Source organism: Paenibacillus farraposensis (assembly GCF_020736845.1).
Classification (GTDB): domain Bacteria; phylum Bacillota; class Bacilli; order Paenibacillales; family Paenibacillaceae; genus Paenibacillus; species Paenibacillus farraposensis.
Genome location: NZ_JAFFQR010000064.1, coordinates 465634 through 485162, shown reverse-complemented (window position 1 = coordinate 485162; position 19529 = coordinate 465634). Strand labels below are relative to the sequence as shown.

The following is a 19529-nucleotide window of genomic DNA, read 5'->3' as shown; positions in this document are numbered from 1 at the left end:
ATGGATCCGGAAAATCCTCCTGTTATTTTTTTATTTTCCGTCAAATCGTCAATTTAGCTGGAAATACTCCATCTAATCTGGACACTTTCACTGAAAAACAATTGATTTCATTAAAAATAACGGGAGGCATTCCAGTTAAATGATTTAGGGGCTATCTACTGGGCGTACAAATACGACTTGACTCCTTGACCCGCAAAAGCTTTCCAAATCACAAAGTTATACGGATAAGTCCAATCGATGTCGTACCCGCCCGTGATTTCATGCAGCCGGTTGCTGTTGAACAGGATGGAGCCCTGCTGATCAAAAGCTATCCCATCCACCCACACCATCCGATCGTCCGATACGAGATCGTGGAACGTTTCGCTGTAGGGGCTGTACATCCCAATGCCCTTCCCCTCCAGCATCGTGTAAAAAACATTTCCTTGGGCATCGGCATGCATCCCATCCGTTGTGGTTCTTTTACTTCCTATCGCCTGTACGGCCCGGTGGATTTTTTCGGACGGAGCCTGAAAATCCATCAAGACGGAGGTATTGATGGCATAGAGATTGCGTCCGGTCAGCGGGCAATAGTACAAGGTGGAACGATCGGCGGACAAGGCGATACCATCCACGCCGGCGCGGTTTAGCACCGGCTTATTGTCAATGGCAAAATGAAAACCGGGAAGATCCTGCGTGCTGAATTGCCGGTCCAGCACCCGTCTGAGCGATCGAGTCCGCATGTTGTACACGATGATGCCGCCAGCCACCGGGTGATCCGGCCAGCCATTGCCGGAATCGGTAATATAGACGAAGCCGTTCTTATTGTCGACGACCAAATCGTTCAAAAAAGAGGTTCGATATGAAGCGATCTCATTGGGAATCGGGATAACGTCGATCATGCGGTGCGTATTCAAATCCCAGACAAGCAGCTTCTGCGAGCCTTCGGGCGAAGGGGCGTAAGCGATTTTTCCTTGATCCAGCAGCCAGATCCGGTTGAGCTCATCGATTTCATATCCCTGAATGGACCTCATCGCCCGCACATTCCCGGCTTCATTCCACTCCCAACTGGGGAAAGCCTCCAGGAGGGGGGGACCGTCTTGGATAACAATTCTATTCATCGTGGCGGGAATGCCCGGGGCGAGACGGGGAATGCAGACGTAATAGTGCCCTTGCTGATCGACTTTGACGCCGACGAGGATCGCATTTTTCCAATACTGGTGCGCTTCAAATTCCTCCTTCATCCTGAGATTCGGAAAACTCCAATCCAACCGGCTCCAATGGAACATCATATGAGAACGCAAGCGCATCCCCCCTCCAGACCAAAGTATTCCTATAGGTATATGTCTCTTCCCCGCAAAAATGACCGGGTCTTCCCATAGACAAGCTTCACCTGGAGACGAAAAAGGAGCCTGCGCACTCCCTACATAAAATCAAAAAAATACCGCGTCACGTGAAAAAATACTGGTGAAGTGAAGGTCAAGCTGTCAACCAGGCTTAGGTAGCTTTTCTTCAAGGCTTGGGCTTTGTTCGTTGCCGCCGATAAGCAAAAGCACAGATCTGGTCAGGCTGCCGATGAACTTTTAACTTCAGCTTAATGGCGTTGCCGTTCTCCTCATAGCCAATTCGGCATAGCTGTTCCCGGCTTCTACGACGTTGGTTGACACAGATGATTGAGGGACGAAGATACAGTTATGGTTATAAGGCAATTAGACATTACTGAATGAAATCTTGCTGGTGAGATGAAAGTAGACTGAAAAAGCATACATTGTCCCTAGTCAGGTATAATGTATGCTTTTTTACATTGTCTTAAGAGCTTTTGTGTTAGTACTTTAGGACGTTGTTCTTCATCTTTAAACATGTTACTTCTTTCCGCAAGGCAATTGTATTTAGTTACTCACAGCCGGATTAGCCAGCCCCTTTGTTGTGTACTCGGTTTATTCAATAATAGCAGGATTAATATGGGAAGATCTGTAAGCAGGAACGCCATTGATGAGCGCGCTTCTGAGTTGAATGTATCGTATGCCATAATAAGTAGTTGAATTATTCGATCCGGATGAAAGTACAGTGATCTTATAATATTGAAACGGAATCTCATTACTAAATTGATAAGTTGTTTTTGCAGCAGTTGGCAAAGTCTCGACTTGGCCTAATCTAAACCAGTTTTCTCCATCATTAGAGCCATGAAAAGAAAACGAAAGAATAAAAGCTCTGGAAGATGGCTGGGCCAAAAGGATATCATTGATCGTTTTGCCTTCGTCTAATTTAAAAATGATTTCTCCGCCTTTGCCGTTTAAGCTGCTCTCCCAATAGAGATTATTATCGACTAAAACATTTTTCGGAAAGGTATTTTTGGAATCGCCGTTTGTTGAAACATTTTCCTCAGCTATGACGACAGGTTCCATGGAAAACGAATAATCATTCGGATTTTGACTGAATTTGGCCATGTTGCGTTTCCTCCATTAGTTAAGTTAGTTAATTTGTTAAGAATGTTGTTATATATTTATATGAATCTTTCAATAAATGTATTCCTTGATCATAGAAATACATACTGTGATTGCCTTGAATAAACAAGTTAAGATATCATCAACAGATAGAGATAATCGTCTTCATAGCTCCAATTGGCAGGAAGCTAAACCCGGGTTAGATATAGCGCCTCATTGTTTTATTTGCACATGAGTACAAAGCAGTGTATACACAGTTCTTGTTTAGATGCTATCGATGACGACACATACAGTATAAGTAAACATGGCGTGTTCTTAACATCAGTATGGAACATTAGCTTTTTGAATCTCTAATCGTGAGAAAAGGCCCTGTTTTAGAGCCTTTAAATCATGTGCTATTCTACCCTTCTCCTTAACCATTACCCTTCTGCTTGTAAAACTCATGGTATAACTTCATCAGCGCACGCTTTTCAATCCGTGATACATACGAACGCGAAATCCCCAGCTCTCGGGCAATTTCCCGCTGTGTCCGTTCTTCTCCCCCGGCTTCCAGGCCGAATCGTCCAATCACGACCTCTTTTTCACGCTCATCTAAAATATCCAGGTTGCGATAGATTTTACTCTTTTCGATTTTCAGCTGTACCTTATCTACAATATCGTCTGTCTCAGTGCCGAGGATATCGATTAATGTAATTTCGTTTCCCTCTTTATCCGTTCCTATAGGATCATGGAGAGACACGTCTTTGCGTGTTTTTTTGAGAGAACGCAAATGCATCAGAATTTCATTTTCAATACAACGGGCTGCAAATGTTGCCAGCTTCGTGCCTTTCCCGGTCTGAAAGCTTTCGATGGCCTTGATCAGTCCGATGGTGCCGATGGATATAAGGTCCTCCAAATCTTCTCCGGTGTTATCAAATTTTTTGAAGATATAAATACAAAACAAAGTAATGATGACGTGCAGTTAGCCCTTTATTTCCGTGGAGTTTTTGAAATTGAGGAGTTCTCCAAAGGCTCCAATAAACCAAGAAAGCTTGTGCCTAAAGAGAATAAGTTCATTATGATTTAATAGGACGAGCATCAGATTTGACCGCCATACATCCAAAATGTAAATATAGGTATCAAATCAATTGGGACAACTTATGTGTGAAATAAGGAAGAGTACATTACAAATAGTTATAGCTGTTATTATGTTCGCAGGTATTGTTTTATTCTTCGAACATTTAGTAGAAGAAATCAAATATGTTTGCTGATTTGTTAAGGTCATTAGCAAATAACTTTATGCCTGTGTTTAGTCATTAATCAAATCTAAGCCATCTTCATTGGATGGTTTTTTAATTCGCATTATTCACAAATAAATCCATTTTCCGAATTCCGAAATAAATGCCTTATAATGAACGTATGAAAGTCTTAGAGGCAATGATACCGAACCCACACCAAAACTATATAAAACACCAATTTTACCATCCAGTTGCCCCCATATTGACGGTGACTGGATTTTTTTATATACAAATACGACGACATCGTCGCTTTTGAGCTGATTGGATTTCACCTTGACGAGTGGGAAGCAGAGTATCGTCTTATTGCAGAGAATAGAGAGCGCAGAGGGATCCCTAGCCAGTCTGATAATAGTGTGAAACTGGTAAACGACCGTTGGACGGGGGGATGGGGAACGAAATTTCGTTCTCCCAATATGTATTAGCATTGAATTTCATATGTGTCCTAAGTTTATCTTAGGACAAACTGTTGCTATTGAATCAATTTCAGCATTAGGCTACTAAGTTAAACTTAGGAGGTTCAAAGAATTCAAATGATGAGACATCCCACAACATTACTGTGTGTGAGTTGTAACTAAATGGGGGGTGCCCAACTTTGGACTGTCGTAGTTAAGAAGGGTGTGGAAAATTTTCCACAGGGTTCATAGCTGATAGTATAGTTTAGTATTGATCGTGACATGGATTAACTATTTAAAAACTTAAATATCAATTTATATAACTAAATTTAATCACAAAGAAAGAGGACTATGATAAAGATTAGGAGCATTTGCCCTAATCCTAAAAGTCCTCAACAATTTCAATCTTAGAATTTAATAAATAGCCAATTAAATGTTCATAGAGATCTTCATGGTTCATCTCAATTTTAGCCACAGTCTCTGACACATACTCAAGAATTTTTTGATTTAATGAACCTTCTATTTGAAAATTACAAATCTCTTTAATCACTGACCAAACATTGTCTTTGGAAACTCCAATTCTAGGATTATGAACTTCTGATTCTAGCTCATCTAAATGCTTTATAGTCACTAATAGTTCAAACAGCATTTTCTTTTTATCCATATGTAACCTCCGAAGATCAAGATAGTTAATTATATCCAATATACAAAAGTAAAACAATGTGTAATAAAAATCCCCTTGCCGACACGAAATTTCATCCTCCCCAAATATGGGCGCGTCAAAAATAACGCACCTTAACTATTAAATAAACTCAATGACAAATAAGCCTGTCTAATTTTATCATATAACAAGGCAATGATAACATTTTGTGGGCTTCAGTAACCTTTTTGGGGCTTTAATATCCTATGAACGATACTCAAAATCAAAATGTAAAAGAGTCATTTTATCATCATAATCAACACTATAACGTTGACAATATATCCTATCAAATCAATAAAGGAGTGATAACCAATGTATAAATGTGGACGACTCATTAAAGGGAAGCTTTTTTTACAGACTTGGGATGGTCAGTTAATCAGTCTCAAAACATTAGCTCAGACCAACAGAATGGTGATGTAACATGGATATGGATCGGTTGAATAGACAGTTGGTGAAAGAGGCAGCAGGGAGGGACGTAGGACTTGAGAGAAGGTTAGAGATTAGGAAGCAGATCTTATAAAATCTACTAAGAATCACACAACAGGAAAATAAGCTCACTAGTCTCAATTTAGTAAAGAAGTAAATGGAATTATTATGTCGATTGACGAGTCATTTATTGGAATTTTAAAAACGCTGACTGAAGCTAAATTATAAAACCTTTCTCTTACTATGAAAAAAGAAGCGCTGAGGAAATGACCTCTAACGCTTCCTTTTTTGTTAACTGTGCCAGTTACTATACAAAGATATGGATAGTAAAAATAATAGAAGGAGTATGCCAAGTACTATCCCTATAATGACATATGTTTTTTTTCTCATAGCTATAATCCTTTTATTATGACTTTGTAAATGATGAATTGTAAGAACCGTCAGGGAATCCCCACATCGTATGAGTGCCAGTTCCGATCACTGCGCCTAAAGATTTGTGTATAAAGTTCCATGTGAAATATACTGTTTCGTAAGCTCTGTTTTTGTCTGAGGTAATGAACGGTTTATCCTCTTTAACGGAGATATTAGCAAATGGAACCCAATTTCTAGTAACTAACCCTCCAGCGTTTAATATTTGAGTTATTTTTCCACTTGTAACACTGTACTGTACATATACTTTAGTTGAAATAACTGTAATGCCAAAAGTAGTAGCTTCTGTTTCTGCTTCAGGTTTATAGATGGTAGTAAAAGCTGAAGTAGTGTTTGCGGGTTTGCTCTTGGTTACTCTTACTTTTATGTCTCCATTGTATAGGTCTGCATTTTCACCGCTTTGCATTGCATTAAAAATAGATTTAATTGCTTCAGGGTTGTTCATGTAGTCTACAAATTTTTGCTGATTTTCTTTGGACAAACTGGTGAATTTTTGTAGAATATTAGAGGACTCGTTATTGATGATTTGAGAGTTGAGTCCATTCCTATTTTGTTTTAAATAATTAATGTAGTCTTCAGGGGTGTTAATAGTCAATGCATTAGTTTCCTGAGCCTTAGCAGAGAAGGGGAATACTACAATAATTAATGCAAACACAACAAACAAATTCAGCATCTTTTTCACTTTGAAAACCACTCCTTAATTATGATAGTAAAACAATACCAATGTCATCCTTACAATGGATTTGATTTACAGGGAATATTCTACCATAAATAAAATAAACTATCAAATAGTAGGAATAATAGTTTTTGATACTAAAAATAATTCGTATTTTATAAGCAAAAGTAATGAAAAATCTTGATGTTAAGAACTGGAGATGATGATCTAAACATGAACCAAAACCAGCATCACACAATGACCTATACACTGAACAGCGGTATTAAAGGAACAGTCAGTCTATCCAGCAAACAAATACAGGAATGGATAGAGTCTTATCGTGTAGGAAGCAAATATGTAACAACAGTAGGCAAAGAACACTTTGGTTTAAATCCTGAGCTTGTGGCAGATTTTAAGGTACATAATGAATTTTCTGAGCAAAGGGAACATGTAGCACAGCAGCCAACAGCAGCAAGTAAAGTCAGTGAACAGTTAGCAGACGCATATAGCCAGTACAAGACATTAATTCAGGTAGAATGTAAATGTGGAGCTTCCTATATAGAGGAGTCAGCGTACAAGAGGAGTAAGTGGGGCTGTAAAGAATGTGGTGATATCGTGTTTCTGGATAGTAAAAAGGGTATGGTGGATACAGTGAAAGGTAAGGCTTGGTATATGACCAATAGGTATTTTGTTGAGAGGTGATGAGGCTTTTTTCATCTTGAAATAACCCTAATTTCGTAAAAGTTTTACGTTGCGTCCAACCTAATGATACCAAGGGATTTCACATAATGAGAAAAGCCTATGCTTCAGCTATTCATTTCAACGGGAACGAAATTTTGTTCTACCGTGAAATAATGACTTATAGGTAGGGTCTCATTGAGTCTTAAAATTTAACTTAGTGGTGACCAAAATAATTTTGCTCACCAATCCCATTTTCAATATTCTCTTGAGGTCACCAAACCCAAATTATTTTGGTTTGCCTCTTTTGAGGAATATTTTTTTCCTCTCATTGTGATGGTTGTTTCCATGTTTACTGCTGAATCAATTTCAGTATAAGATTAAGGCTACTAAGTTAAGCTTAGAAGGCTCAAAGGTGAAATGGCTTTGAGTACCACTATGGTACGGGAGCAACTAGGTTAAACCGAGTTGCAAAATAAATTGCTGGTCAGTCTGTGTTTTGAAAGCTGCTTGTATGATTTAACCTTGAAACAATTTGTATTAGGGTTCAGGTGAGAAAGCGTGATAGAGTGTGTAAATGTATTCTGGTTGACAATATCAAAATGACAATTATAAGTCTTCCACTCCCCGATTCTTGTTACGATTGACGATACGTCTGCGGTGTTTTTAAAAACACAGATGAATAAAGGATTTTTTAAATTTAGATTTTGAACAATTTAATTTATAAAAATTTAAATACCCCTTGATATATCAATCTTTTTTACACATTATTTCTCGATAACTACGATTGAAACCACGATGCAAAGTAATTCTTCACAAATCCCTTTATTTATCTATTCTTTTGCTGTTTTTCCGATATGGTACGATGTAAATATATTCAAGCACAATTTTGAACCACAATGACTCAGAAAGCTATATGTAATAAAGAGTTTATGATCATATGACCAATTTTTACGATTGAGCTTCGATAGGGGTGTCGATACGGGTTATCCTCTATAGTATGTCCAGATTTGGGCATACCCCCAATAGTTAACACAGCGTCAACCTAATACATCGGCTTGGAATTTTTCTAAGTTGGTTTATTGAACTGGAAGCTATGTCCAACTATTCATATGAGTGCTAACCAACTTGGTTAATACTGTCTTGAGATTCAAGATGGTTATTTCTCCTGACCATTTTGTCCAGCAGAACGGAGCTAACCCTATAAATATCAATGATGATTGATTAGAGACATATGCAGCTTCAAAAAAAGAACATACTCATGGATAATCAATGTGTCGTAGAAATTGACTTCCACGCAACAATTGGGTTATAATGTGTCGTAGAAGTAATACATATGGAGGAGTTAAGCATGGAAAAATGTTGCGTAGAAGTACAGTCATTCCTAAATGAACAAGAAGCGCTTGGTAAGAGTGAAAATACTGTCCGTACATATATGAGAATAATGAATGCTTTTGTGAACTGGATTGAACCCAATGGAGGAGAACTGAATGACTTAACGAGATATGATGTTCAAGCCTACGTAAAATATTTGGAACAGGATGGAAAGAGCGCATCGACAGTAGATAAGGTGTTTGCTTGTTTGAGCGTATATGCCCGTTTCATCTCTCGACCTGATATAGTTGATCGGATTAAACGTACACGACCTCAAAGACAAACACAAACAGCCCCAAAGTCACTAAGCGACTTAGAACGGAAACGTATACTTCGTGAAGTTGAAAAGGACGGGATTTTACGAGATATTGCCATCGTGTATGTTTTGATGCAATGTGGATTACGTGTATCTGAGCTATGCTCACTCAATCGTAGTGATGTAACTATGTCAGAACGTGGAGGGAAATTGATTATACGCGAAAGTAAAGGTGACGAGTCACGTTCTTTACCACTAGCTGTTGACGTGCGTTACCATATAAGTAAATACCTTGACTCAAGAACAGATGAAAACGAAGCCTTGTTTATCAGTAATGAACGTAAACGTATCTCAGTTCGAACAGTACAGCACATGCTAAGTAAGTATGGAACACATCCCCATGCACTCAGACATACATTTGTGCGTACCCTTGTTAAATCAGGGAATGATATTGCAGTTGTGGCTGAAATGGCTGGACATAAAGATGTAAATGTAACACGTCGTTATTCTAAACCCGATGAGCAAGAGATGATTGCAGCAATTGAAAGAGCATTCTCATAATATAATACGTGTGTACACTTCGTACATAAACAAGCCTAGTACCGTTATGGTCTAGGCTATTTGTTGTTTAATAACCATATATTGGTGTATGATTTAAATGAGGGGGGATATTTTACACCTAAAACGCCTATTTGATTTCCAAATAATGACATAACACATCCATCTACACACTGAAGTTATTTTGTAGACGAACGGTTCAGCTATTCGATTATTGTAACGACGTTGTTACAGACCAGCTTACAGAAGCGATGTCGCATTTACCCTAATCCAGAACGGGGGGTGTTAAAAATCAATTGGCCACTTAACTTCCGCAAATTTACCCCTAGTACATCTACTCCGCGACTCAGCCTAATTTTTGACTCGATACCATCCCGAATATCGCGAAGATTGTTTGAATGCTATACATCGAATTTAAGGTAAATTCATAGATAAATTACAAGGGAATACGAACATGACTATTCAATTTGGTAACTTTGTATACCTTGAATTGTATTCTGTTTACCACAATGAATTATACATAAGAAAATGATGATACCTTTAACTATAAAATCATCGGAAACTATCCAAAAAGGTATCTTAAGTACATATATGAAAAGTATATGATTTTATTCCAAAATGTAGTACAATTATGAGCGATAAAACAAAGATATTTTACTACTTGTTTCACAATTACATAATTTTTTAACTATGCATAATATAACGAGTCTATGTTGAAAGGGTGTTTTATCCATGAAAATTACACCTACGATTCGAGCAGAATTAGACAGTTACCTCCAACAAGAAGGTTTGAACTTTGCACGATTTGGGAAAATTTCTGGCATGAATAGGGGAGCGTTAAGTGCCATTGTGTCAGGAAATAAGCCTATGTCCATTAACCAGCTTGACCAAATTACTGAGGCTATGGGTTTACCAGAAGGTCATTTTTACGACTTGTTTATAGAAAACTTCATCATCGACCATCCTCCAAATATGAGACGAATCGAGCCATTTTTGCATCGCTGTGTAGAATTGAACAAGTTGGATACGATCCGCAAAGTGGTGGGAGTCATTATGGACAATCTACTCTATTCGTCAAAACTATTTGAGATTGCGGAAGACCTATTCGCGCAGGGTCAACATGAAGCGGCATTGATACTCTATGAGAACGTGGCAGAAGTGGAGAAATATCAGCACTCCGAGCGTTTGGCGATTTGTCAGTATCGATTGTTTGCGATTCGTGTTGGAGACGATCAAAGCCAAAATGTCAGGGCAGCAGCGATATTTGAAGCTTTTGTTGAGCGCCTAGATGAAATAGACCAGCTTGATGCTTTAAAGGATTTAGCGAACGTATATAGGTCTTTGCGTAAATGGGACAAGGTTGACGAAATGGCAAGGAAAATGAAGGAGAAAGCGAAAGTTCAATATTTAATGAAGCATCAACAGAAGAGTCGAGAGCATGATGAGTCCTCTAAAAAGCTAAGTCGTCCCATGTTTGTGTACATCACTTATGCCGATTTGCTGTGTGCAAGTGTCTGTGAAGCCCAAAGTGATTATCAACAAGCATTGCAATATACATACGCTTATGCTGATTTAGCTTGGGTCAAAGAGACGGATGAGGATACCCAACACTGGATCAGCCTGTTTGAACATTGGGCAAAAGCTAATGTACTTGTGAACAAGCTTTTATCTGGAGATATAAAGGCTTTATATGATTATGTAGAATATATTGGTGCATCGTCAGATACAACTGACCAAGATAGGGTTACCCAACTGTTGAACATTATGATGATGACAAACCGATACCAGATAGACGTAAATGATATACTTCTGCGTTTTGAAACGGATGTTAATTCACTTTTGCAATTGCCTCAATTTAATGATATATATACTCAACATGTGATCCCAGAACAGTTTGCACGTCTGGGATACGAATTGGCTTATTATTATTTACATCGAGGTTCTTACATTGATGGTTTTAAACATTTGATGTATTCAATGGTAAGTTATCATACACTAAATAATGAGACTTATTTTATAAAATGTATGGTGTTGTTTGAGCGTTATCGAGCTTATGTAGTATCCGAAACTAAGGCAGCATATTTAAAATTTATTGAAAGGGTGTGGATAGATGATGTTAAGAAAAATGGTGCTGTTGATATTCGTAACTAGTTTTTTGTTTATCGTGATTACACCTATTCAGACTCATAGCCAACACCAGAGTATTGTTCTTTACGATCAACATGGGGGGGCTTAATAAAATCTAATTGAAAAGGTGTGGATGAACAATGTTAAAAATGGCACTGTTGATCGTCGCGGCTAGCTTTTTGTTAATTGTAACTGTACCTGTTCACTCGCATGGTATAGAGCCTCAAGTGCAGCATGGAGGTGCTTAAACGCAAATAGGAGCGGAACGAAAAAGGCTTTGAAATAATACACTCCTAAAACGGCTCTAATTACAACCAACTGGTCATCACGGGGAATCTGAGAATAAAATGGTCTCAGGTTCAAGATCACAGTAGACCTTAGAAAATCAACTATTATCAAGTGGTTAGATGGTTATTCCGTCTAGCCTTTTTGATTTGTACTTGGCTTCAAAATGTATTGTTGAGCTGGAGAGAATTTATGGAGTGAGAGATGGAAGCGCCAATCTGGAAGGGAATAATCAATATAAATATGGAATTGGTGAGTAAAATTATTTGACTCACCAAAAAACACAAGCTGATATCGCTCAGGAACTTGGCATCACGAAGCAGCAGCTACATAACTATAAAAAACTCCTAACGCTTATCCCTGAGTTGCAGGATATGGTTGTCGTTACGCACTATAAGGCCTTTAGACATAGGTAGAAAGGTTAATTCTTCACATAACAATTAGGAATTAAGATGGTTTTCCATAAATTTGAATAGTGTTATTATGTCATAACGAACTCAAACAGAGGTATATTATGACAACAATTAAAGTGACACCTGAGCAGCTTATGACTGTCTCCAAGCAGTTTGAGTTAGCACAGCAAACGGCAACTCAAATGAATAGTCAATTGATGCAGCAAATTTCTTTTATGGGGCAGTTGTGGGAGGGTATAACAAAGGAGCACTTTTACTATTCGTTCCAGACCTCTCAAAAGAATATGAATGACTTTGTTACACTTACGGACTCCATTGCTAAAGAACTACGCCATCATGCAGATAAATTCAGATTAGCAGATCTGATGGAAGCAGGTAACATTGACGCAAGTTGTTTACCACCTCCACCGAATTCATGTGCTGTTCCTGCTCCAGATACACGGAATGCGTTTCAGAAATCAATAGATAGCTTAACAGGGTTGGGACAGGATTTTGTAGACGCTAATTCAGTACGTTATGAGAAAAAGTTTGATTCGGTTTGGAGCTTCTTAGATTATATGTCATATGGTATTCCAAAAGGAATGTACCAAGGGTACATGGAACGGGCAGCTAAACAAAACGATTCGTGGAATGACATGCTCAATTTCGGTACATTTGGAGTAACGGGTATGATTCAGGGAGCATTCAATCCTACCAATGCGTGGTCAAAGGAACACTGGGCTAATATGATCGGTACAGCAGGATTGTTTGGAGGAGTTAGTTCGGTTATCAAACCAAAGATTAGTTTGAAATCTTCATTTAAGTATGAGGGGGCAGTGGACTTACGGCAAATTTCTTCAGATGGTTTGCGTAATGAACTGCCATTAACAGATGTACAGAAGACGGAGATAATTCAATATACTAAATCACTAAACTTTCCTGAGGATAACATAATAATGAGTAGACCTGGTTTTTATGATGATTGGAATACAGGTATGATGTACGATAGATTTATTATAAATACAGATGTATTACCAGCAGAGCATACAGGAGTTGGAACCTTAAGTGCTAACTCGCGTGTGTCAGCCAAGGCAACGATTGCACATGAAATTGTGGGACACTATGAGGCATATAAGGCAGGGAAAGCATTTGAATTATATGATGTTACTCCAGATACATTTAAAAGAAGTTTTGCGCTAGATGAAGCTCAAGCTAGTATAAGAGCAGCAAGGTTCGCTCCCGATTTAACATCAATAGAAAGAATGACGCTACTGAGGGATGCCATAACCCGATTAAAAAGTGCTGATTTGCGTATACGTGATGTTAAGGGAGAACTTTATATTGAAGAGAGATAGATAAAAGGGGATAGTTTGAAATATGAAAAAAATAATGGATGCTAGTTTGGTTTTTGAGTCAAAAGATGAAGGAACAATCATAGTAGGAACAAACAAAGAATTGGATCATTTAACTTACCCAGAAATAAAAAAAATCATAGGAGATAAAATTCTTATTAAAAATGCAGATCAAAATGAGGTGATATTGAACGTTAGCTCCATTCAAATTTCAACTTCGATGGCTGAAAGAAAAAATATTGGTATTTGTATTGGTAAGCTAGCATCTCCTGACCTTGTTCAAGTAGGGGCAAGTATTTATAGTTTGGAAAATTAATAGTGGAAGAGACGAAGGATAGATAGTCAGTGTTAAGCTTGCTTCTTTAACAATAAAAAGGAGTGAGCTTTTTTATAGTTATCCAATCAGAATAAAGGGGGATAGTATATGCATACACCTTGCTTCAAACGAAGGTGTGTCAAATTAAATCACCTTGCTCCAATACCCACCGTGACAAATTGTTGTGCTTGGGTAGGCCAAAAAAGTCTATACATAATGTATATACTTTCAAGGATGTTGCTGAGTCTATTGGAGAAAACGAATGGAATGCATCAATCTACCCGACGAAATGCGATCAATAAAATTTTTTCTTCCTATTATATGTGCGTATGCGTATATCAGTAACCATAAATCGTGTATCTAAAAAGTATATCAATATAGTATGTAAAAAGGTGTTGACAAAGATAGTGTCCATATTCTATACTGAAAGAGTAATAGAGAAAAATAAAACAATAAATTGAAAGGAGACGCAAAATGAAGCGGAAAATGAATCGAAGGTAAAACGGGATCAAAGAAAATGAAATTGAGTAGTTGACCATACATATGCTTTACCACGAATACAATCAATATAGTAGATTTACACAGCAAGTCGATAAAAATGAATACTAGATTAGATAGATGGAATTAAAATAGTTTTTAGGATTGGCAAACTTAATATTATTTTATTCATTCTATCTAAAATGGATCGTTAAGTTTATTTGTTGTGCGATCTTTGAAAACTGGATACAAGAATGGGAGTAGTCTATATTTCTGCGGAGATAATGGTCATTCACTCGCTAAAATATTCATTTATCTTTGAATGGAGATATTTTTGTTGAGTACTATGATTATTTAGATGGATAGTAATATATAGTGAAGGGAGAAGTATATACTTTTGGCTTTTGTAGAGACGCGAGATTTTATTCAAGTTACTGCTAACAACGGGAAGACAAATTTTTCATACATATATGAAGGTAATAACGATGATCTATTGCTTAAAAGTAAGGTTCATAAAAGCAAAATGAAATACTACAGCAAAGAAGCTGCTAAAGAAATTGAGGAATGGAACAAAAAGGGCTATGGTATTTACTTTTTGCCTAATGGCGGCGGTTACAGAAATGATGAGATAACAGAATTTCGTGCGTGTTTTATCGATATGGATATCAAAGATGAGATTGAGAATGAATTTGTTGCTGCTGGGTTTACTGGAAGCCCCAATGAATTACAGGAGATGGTAAAATCTAAGTTTTATTCGCTGAATGATATCGAAAAACTTAACTATAAAAAGATATTTAGAAACCGTATTGCTGAATTAAAACAATGTGGGATTCCTCCAAGCGCTATTGTAGAGACGAAAAACGGATTCCATGTGTATTATCTACTAAATAGTGACACTCAAAGGCATCAATTTGAAACGTTAGAAGGGCTTTTAATTTACATATATAACGCAGATATGGCTGTGAAGAATCCAGCCCGATTACTACGAGTGCCAGACACTTTACACCTGAAAGCTCCAAATGATCCATTTACAATAAAACTTGAGGAGTGGAATCGAAGTATTCGGTATGATGCAGAAGATTTGATTATCCGTCTACGGGCTGTCGTTGAGAAGGTGAGTATAGAAGCAGATTCACAGCTATGTGTTAATTCACGTAAAGTGCCGATACAAAATACTAAGCTACTTCCAAAGAAGAATGGTCTTCCCTCCAGAGTAGGAATAGATTATTCTTCATTGAATATCGGTAACATCCCTTTAATTAGCAAAGGGTTCGAAGGACTTCCAGAGCTAAAGAAAAGGCTAGGATTAGATAACCAAGATGATCTGTGCTATATAGACCGGGATGATATCAGGCAATTCTTAAAGAGGCAAAATTTAAAGCACCTACTTGGCATAGATTCTGATAGGTTCTATTGTATTTTTCACAATAGCAGCAATTCAACCAGCGGAAACATATACTCCTATGACGACAAATGGTTTTATAAATGTCATAGCTCTCGTTGTGGTGTTCACTATGATATTGTCCCAATTATTGAGAGGATTACACGTCTTCCTATACATAAAGCATTCGATTATTTAAAAGAGCTGTACAATATAGCTGAGATTAAAACAGATTGGCAATTAGATCAAGAGAGACTTATTGAATTTAACATTGAGTTTTTGGAACGATTCAAGTACGACATGGACTTACAAGAGAACTATCCATACCTAACGAGGTTTCTGAAAACAAAAGGTACATTGGGGCTGCTGATCCAGATACATGAGATAGCAAAGAGAAAACTTCCCCAACTTGCTAAAATGAGGAATATGGATTCAAGTAACGCCATTGTGTTCGCACCGATGAGGAAGGTCATAGAGGAGTTATTAAGCGAGAATTCAGATTTACGCAACATTAATAAGGCCAATACCAAAGTAGTAATCATGATATTTATGTATCTGCTCAATTGTGTTGGGGTTGACCAATTACCCTATGAAATGCAGAGAAGAATTGAACAGTATCAAAAGGAGTCTCGTAAGAATAATATTATCCATTACAAAAATATAGCGAGATATTATGAGATAGTCAGCATGGATACTGAGCGGCTTATACTAGCTGAAGAGATGAGCCAACTCTTTTATCAGAATCATTTAACAATTTCAAACTTTAATCGGGAACAATTGATCAGCCTGTGTGGAGTAGAAGAGGGAAATCGTGTTTTCCCTGACCGATCAGAAGAGGAGATACCCGGTCTAAATCAATCCATTTCACAGGAAATTAAGCGAATTGTAAATGAGTTAATTCAGGTCAAGGGATGGACATATGACAATGAAATTATTGAGCATATAGATATCTCAGATTTCAACATGAAGCAACGATACAGAGACAGTTTCAAGTACATACCTAAAAAGAAGTCGGATGAATTAGATTCATTAGCTGTACTGGATAATGATGTAGGATTTCAGAAGTGGCGTTATGGATTTCTAGCTAAGAAACTATCTATGAACATGCCAGCAATTATTTCTAATCAGGAGTACCGTAAGATAAGAGTAAATAAGCTGTTGAGAAAGCAGTTTGACATTCCTATACATATAAAAGGTTTCGTTTATCATCAAGAAATATCAGAACAAGGTAAACAATTAGAAGACAAAGCTTCACATATCCTTCGATTAAAGCAACATGATTTAAGTCTATCTAATGCTCAGATAGCTTCATTAGTTGGATGTTCAAGACAATATGTATCTAATGTTCTTAAATATAGAGATTAAACTTTATATTGATAATCTGATTATAAAAGTGTCAACTAAAAGGTCATCTCTAAGCACCTCATATCATTAGACTAAAGAGTAGTAACATTATGAGGTGCTTTAATAGGCACATTTAGTTGACAGGTAGATAACAGAATAAGAATAGATGCTAGGTCAAAATGGAATGACGTTTGGCTTGTCTTTAGTGCATCCTTTTTCTGAATAATCTATATGCTATCGTAGCTGGTCAATTGAGTACAGATGGAATACATATAGAGCAAAAACAATTTACTATGACAGCCATAATGAAACGAGGATAATCCTATTGAGGTGGTCAGGGCGTTTCTAGACAATTATTACTGCTCAGACGAGATAGAAGCGATTTTAAAGCGTGTTTACGGCTTAGGGAGTTAGGAATAGGTGGCAAGTTAGAAAGGCTTAGAATGGAAATTGGGAAGCTTTAAATTATACATATAGCAAGGCACTTTGAAAAAATACATAGCTTAGAGGAACGTGGTAATTATACATCAGATGATTCAAGGATGTAGCCGTGACATAGGGACAATCTCATCGTTCATACACTATCCATGTGAGCTTAAAGACGGGTGGTGTATAACAATGAAGAAGAATGAATTCACCTTTGTCCCTGTTTTTAATTCAGTATCAGACCAATACATAAATAATGATAAACCATTGCAGAATGTCCTAGAAATTATACTTGAACAAATAAGTAATCAATCAACAAAAAGAGAAGACGATGTGTAGCAGCATCGTTTTTTTATTTATGTACAGTAATGATCATAGAATTTATAATGAACACAAAACAAAGTGAGGTGTAGACAATTGAATGCTTACATAACAGCTATTTATCCAAGAGTATCTACAGGAATGCAAGCTTCGGAGGGTACAAGTTTGGAAGGTCAGGTGGAGATTTGTTTTAATAAGGCACGTAAATTAGGAATTCAGGAAAATACTCTACAGGTCTATCAAGAAGAAGGGTTCACAGGGGAGGATATTGATCGTCCTGCTCTTAACCGTTTGATGCAAGACATTAAGCTAGGTAAAATCAAATCGCTAATTGTGACGCATCCCGACAGGCTGACAAGAGACCTGACCGACAAACTCATTATTTGCAGAGAGCTTGAAAAACATGATGTAGAGCTTATTTTCGTAGATACAGAATATAAAAATACTCCTGAAGGACAGTTGTTTTTTAACATGATGTCGTCTATTGCTCAGTATGAGTTATCCCTAATTAAGAAACGTACTGTGCGTGGTAGGCTCAGAGCAGTTGAAAAAGACAAAAAAATTATGCCAATGCGTGTAGCACCTTATGGATACGACCTTGTTGATGGTCAGCTTATAATCAATGAAGAGGAAGCTAAATTCGTTCAACTTATCTATCATTGGTATGTTCATGACTCCAAAACGATGAAGCAGATTGGTGAGAGCTTATATTTGATGGGCGCTGTTCCTAAACGAGCAGAAAGTAAGCAGTGGAGTGCCAGTTCTATTGGTCGCGTCCTGACTTCAGAAATTTATATCGGTAAATATTACTATAACCGTAGATCAACGAAGAAGATTAAAGGTGAAAAAACAGCATCAGGTAAAGCCAAAAAGACTTACACTTTGAGGAATAAGGAAGAATGGATAAGTGTAGATGTGCCTCCAATAATAGATTTGGGAACTTTTGAACTTGCCCAGAAAAAGAAGCGAACTAATTTTACACGTACAGGTCGGAATGTGAAGCACCATTATTTGTTAAGATCGTTAATCAAGTGTAGTCACTGTGGACGTGTGTGGGAAGCAACAAGCTATCCGGGTAAAGCTAAAAACGGTGAGAAGAAGAGTTATCCCATTTACAGATGTGCTAACAAATACCCTAAGAGGTATGGTGAAGGGGTAGAGAAGTGCGATATTCCAGTGATCCGAACTGAAATTCTTGATGAGTATATATGGGGAATAATTGTGAAGGTTCTTAACAATCCTGAACACCTAAAAAATGATCTTTCCAAAAAGGATAGCCATGCTACAGATGAACTCATGAATTTGAAAAGTATTTTCGAAAAACAGGTAGAAGAGAAGGAAAAGGAAAGAGAGAAAATAAAGTTTATGTTTAGGAAAGGGGTTATTGAGGAGGAAGAATTGGAAACTGATATGACCACTTTAAATAAAGAGGTAAAAAGAATTCAAGGAGAACTTGGACGACTTGAGGAAAAAATATCTTTATTGAATCGGCAGTCGATGTCTGAGGATGTCATTAAAGTGATGGTATCTAAATATCAGGAAGTATTAAACAATGAATTAGCACCGGAGATAAAAAGAAGGATTGTTGAAAATCTGATTGATGAAATTATAATCCGATATGACCATGAAAAGAAACAATTTAGCTTATCCTTCTATGGGTTCCTAAACAGAATGGTGGATGGATTTTCAAAGGATAATTACTTTGTTTCTGGAGCACAACCTGTTAACAATATGGGCCACCAGCCGCAAATTATGCTCAATGAGTGTGTTCCGGGAATGTGCATTGCCTTCGGCAAACTGCTTTAGGTGTCGTGCTTCCTCTTTCTCGGTCAATGGTTGCGGAAAGGCGTTGTTTTTCACATAAGAGACGAGTAACGTCAATTCCTTGATGAACAGAGCTATAGCGCTAAATAGTCCGGGCACGGATGACACCTCCTGGGGTA

13 protein-coding genes and 2 pseudogenes are annotated in these 19529 nt (G+C 37.5%); 8 read left to right on the top strand and 7 right to left on the bottom strand.

Annotated elements, in window-relative coordinates; translation table 11 throughout:
• Nucleotides 1–155 precede the first annotated feature (155 nt).
• The 6 genes and pseudogenes from JO375_RS11975 to JO375_RS11950 form a co-directional block, all read right to left on the bottom strand.
• Entirely contained in the window at nt 156–1286 is a 1131-nt protein-coding gene (locus JO375_RS11975) for a major royal jelly family protein (RefSeq protein ID WP_229524685.1), read from the bottom strand.
• 113 nt (nt 1287–1399) lie between these two features.
• Nucleotides 1400–1556: pseudogene (locus JO375_RS11970) on the bottom strand (phosphatidate cytidylyltransferase); the annotation flags it as partial.
• A gap of 357 nt (nt 1557–1913) precedes the next feature.
• On the bottom strand, nt 1914–2423 hold the full coding sequence (locus JO375_RS11965) for a discoidin domain-containing protein (RefSeq protein WP_229524684.1): 510 nt from the start codon (nt 2421–2423) through the stop codon (nt 1914–1916).
• 409 nt (nt 2424–2832) lie between these two features.
• Nucleotides 2833–3381: an RNA polymerase sporulation sigma factor SigK gene (gene sigK, locus JO375_RS11960; protein ID WP_229524790.1), complete on the bottom strand. Its 549-nt coding sequence runs from the start codon at nt 3379–3381 to the stop codon at nt 2833–2835.
• 1090 nt (nt 3382–4471) lie between these two features.
• Complete coding sequence (locus tag JO375_RS11955; protein ID WP_229524683.1) at nt 4472–4753, bottom strand: hypothetical protein; 282 nt, start codon at nt 4751–4753, stop codon at nt 4472–4474.
• 868 nt (nt 4754–5621) lie between these two features.
• Nucleotides 5622–6326, bottom strand: coding sequence for a hypothetical protein (locus tag JO375_RS11950; protein WP_229524682.1), 705 nt, complete (start codon nt 6324–6326; stop codon nt 5622–5624).
• A gap of 207 nt (nt 6327–6533) precedes the next feature.
• On the opposite strand from JO375_RS11950, the gene JO375_RS11945 reads away from it, so the two are divergent.
• The 8 genes from JO375_RS11945 to JO375_RS11910 all read left to right on the top strand — a co-directional run bounded on the left by JO375_RS11945 (nt 6534) and on the right by JO375_RS11910 (nt 19392).
• Nucleotides 6534–7001 (top strand): hypothetical protein, encoded by a 468-nt coding sequence (locus tag JO375_RS11945; RefSeq protein WP_229524681.1) that lies wholly within the window; start codon nt 6534–6536, stop codon nt 6999–7001.
• A 1327-nt stretch (nt 7002–8328) separates the two neighbouring features.
• Nucleotides 8329–9168 (top strand): tyrosine-type recombinase/integrase, encoded by an 840-nt coding sequence (locus JO375_RS11940; RefSeq protein ID WP_229524680.1) that lies wholly within the window; start codon nt 8329–8331, stop codon nt 9166–9168.
• Between the two features lie 729 nt (nt 9169–9897).
• Nucleotides 9898–11316 carry a tetratricopeptide repeat protein gene (locus tag JO375_RS11935; protein ID WP_229524679.1) on the top strand — a complete coding sequence of 473 codons (1419 nt, stop codon included), beginning with the start codon at nt 9898–9900 and terminating at the stop codon, nt 11314–11316.
• 775 nt (nt 11317–12091) lie between these two features.
• Entirely contained in the window at nt 12092–13324 is a 1233-nt protein-coding gene (locus tag JO375_RS11930) for a WXG100 family type VII secretion target (RefSeq protein ID WP_229524678.1), read from the top strand.
• A gap of 22 nt (nt 13325–13346) precedes the next feature.
• Nucleotides 13347–13637 carry a hypothetical protein gene (locus tag JO375_RS11925; protein WP_229524677.1) on the top strand — a complete coding sequence of 97 codons (291 nt, stop codon included), beginning with the start codon at nt 13347–13349 and terminating at the stop codon, nt 13635–13637.
• Nucleotides 13638–14511: 874 nt separating this feature from the next.
• A complete protein-coding gene (locus JO375_RS11920) occupies nt 14512–16860 on the top strand; it encodes a RepB family DNA primase (protein WP_229524676.1) in 2349 nt (782 codons plus the stop codon).
• A 597-nt stretch (nt 16861–17457) separates the two neighbouring features.
• Nucleotides 17458–17604, top strand: a complete 147-nt coding sequence (locus JO375_RS11915) for a hypothetical protein (RefSeq protein WP_229524675.1) — start codon at nt 17458–17460, stop codon at nt 17602–17604.
• 63 nt (nt 17605–17667) lie between these two features.
• The gene (locus JO375_RS11910) at nt 17668–19392 is read left to right on the top strand and encodes a recombinase family protein (RefSeq protein ID WP_377530321.1); all 1725 of its coding nucleotides are present in this window, start codon (nt 17668–17670) and stop codon (nt 19390–19392) included.
• Here the strand turns inward: JO375_RS11910 and JO375_RS11905 are convergent.
• Nucleotides 19306–19509, bottom strand: a pseudogene (locus tag JO375_RS11905) (RNA polymerase subunit sigma-70); the annotation flags it as partial. The gene JO375_RS11910 and the pseudogene JO375_RS11905 sit on opposite strands and share 87 nt — an antisense overlap.
• Between the last annotated feature and the right edge of the window lie 20 nt (nt 19510–19529).

What these genes read in the sequence shown, in the direction of transcription:
- JO375_RS11975 (WP_229524685.1), bottom strand. Translation starts at nt 1,286, where the DNA reads ATGCGCTTGCGTTCTCATATGATGTTCCATTGGAGCCGGTTGGATTGG.
- JO375_RS11965 (WP_229524684.1), bottom strand. Translation starts at nt 2,423, where the DNA reads ATGGCCAAATTCAGTCAAAATCCGAATGATTATTCGTTTTCCATGGAA.
- JO375_RS11955 (WP_229524683.1), bottom strand. Translation starts at nt 4,753, where the DNA reads ATGGATAAAAAGAAAATGCTGTTTGAACTATTAGTGACTATAAAGCAT.
- JO375_RS11945 (WP_229524681.1), top strand. Translation starts at nt 6,534, where the DNA reads ATGAACCAAAACCAGCATCACACAATGACCTATACACTGAACAGCGGT.
- JO375_RS11940 (WP_229524680.1), top strand. Translation starts at nt 8,329, where the DNA reads ATGGAAAAATGTTGCGTAGAAGTACAGTCATTCCTAAATGAACAAGAA.
- JO375_RS11935 (WP_229524679.1), top strand. Translation starts at nt 9,898, where the DNA reads ATGAAAATTACACCTACGATTCGAGCAGAATTAGACAGTTACCTCCAA.
- JO375_RS11930 (WP_229524678.1), top strand. Translation starts at nt 12,092, where the DNA reads ATGACAACAATTAAAGTGACACCTGAGCAGCTTATGACTGTCTCCAAG.
- JO375_RS11925 (WP_229524677.1), top strand. Translation starts at nt 13,347, where the DNA reads ATGAAAAAAATAATGGATGCTAGTTTGGTTTTTGAGTCAAAAGATGAA.
- JO375_RS11915 (WP_229524675.1), top strand. Translation starts at nt 17,458, where the DNA reads ATGAAGAAGAATGAATTCACCTTTGTCCCTGTTTTTAATTCAGTATCA.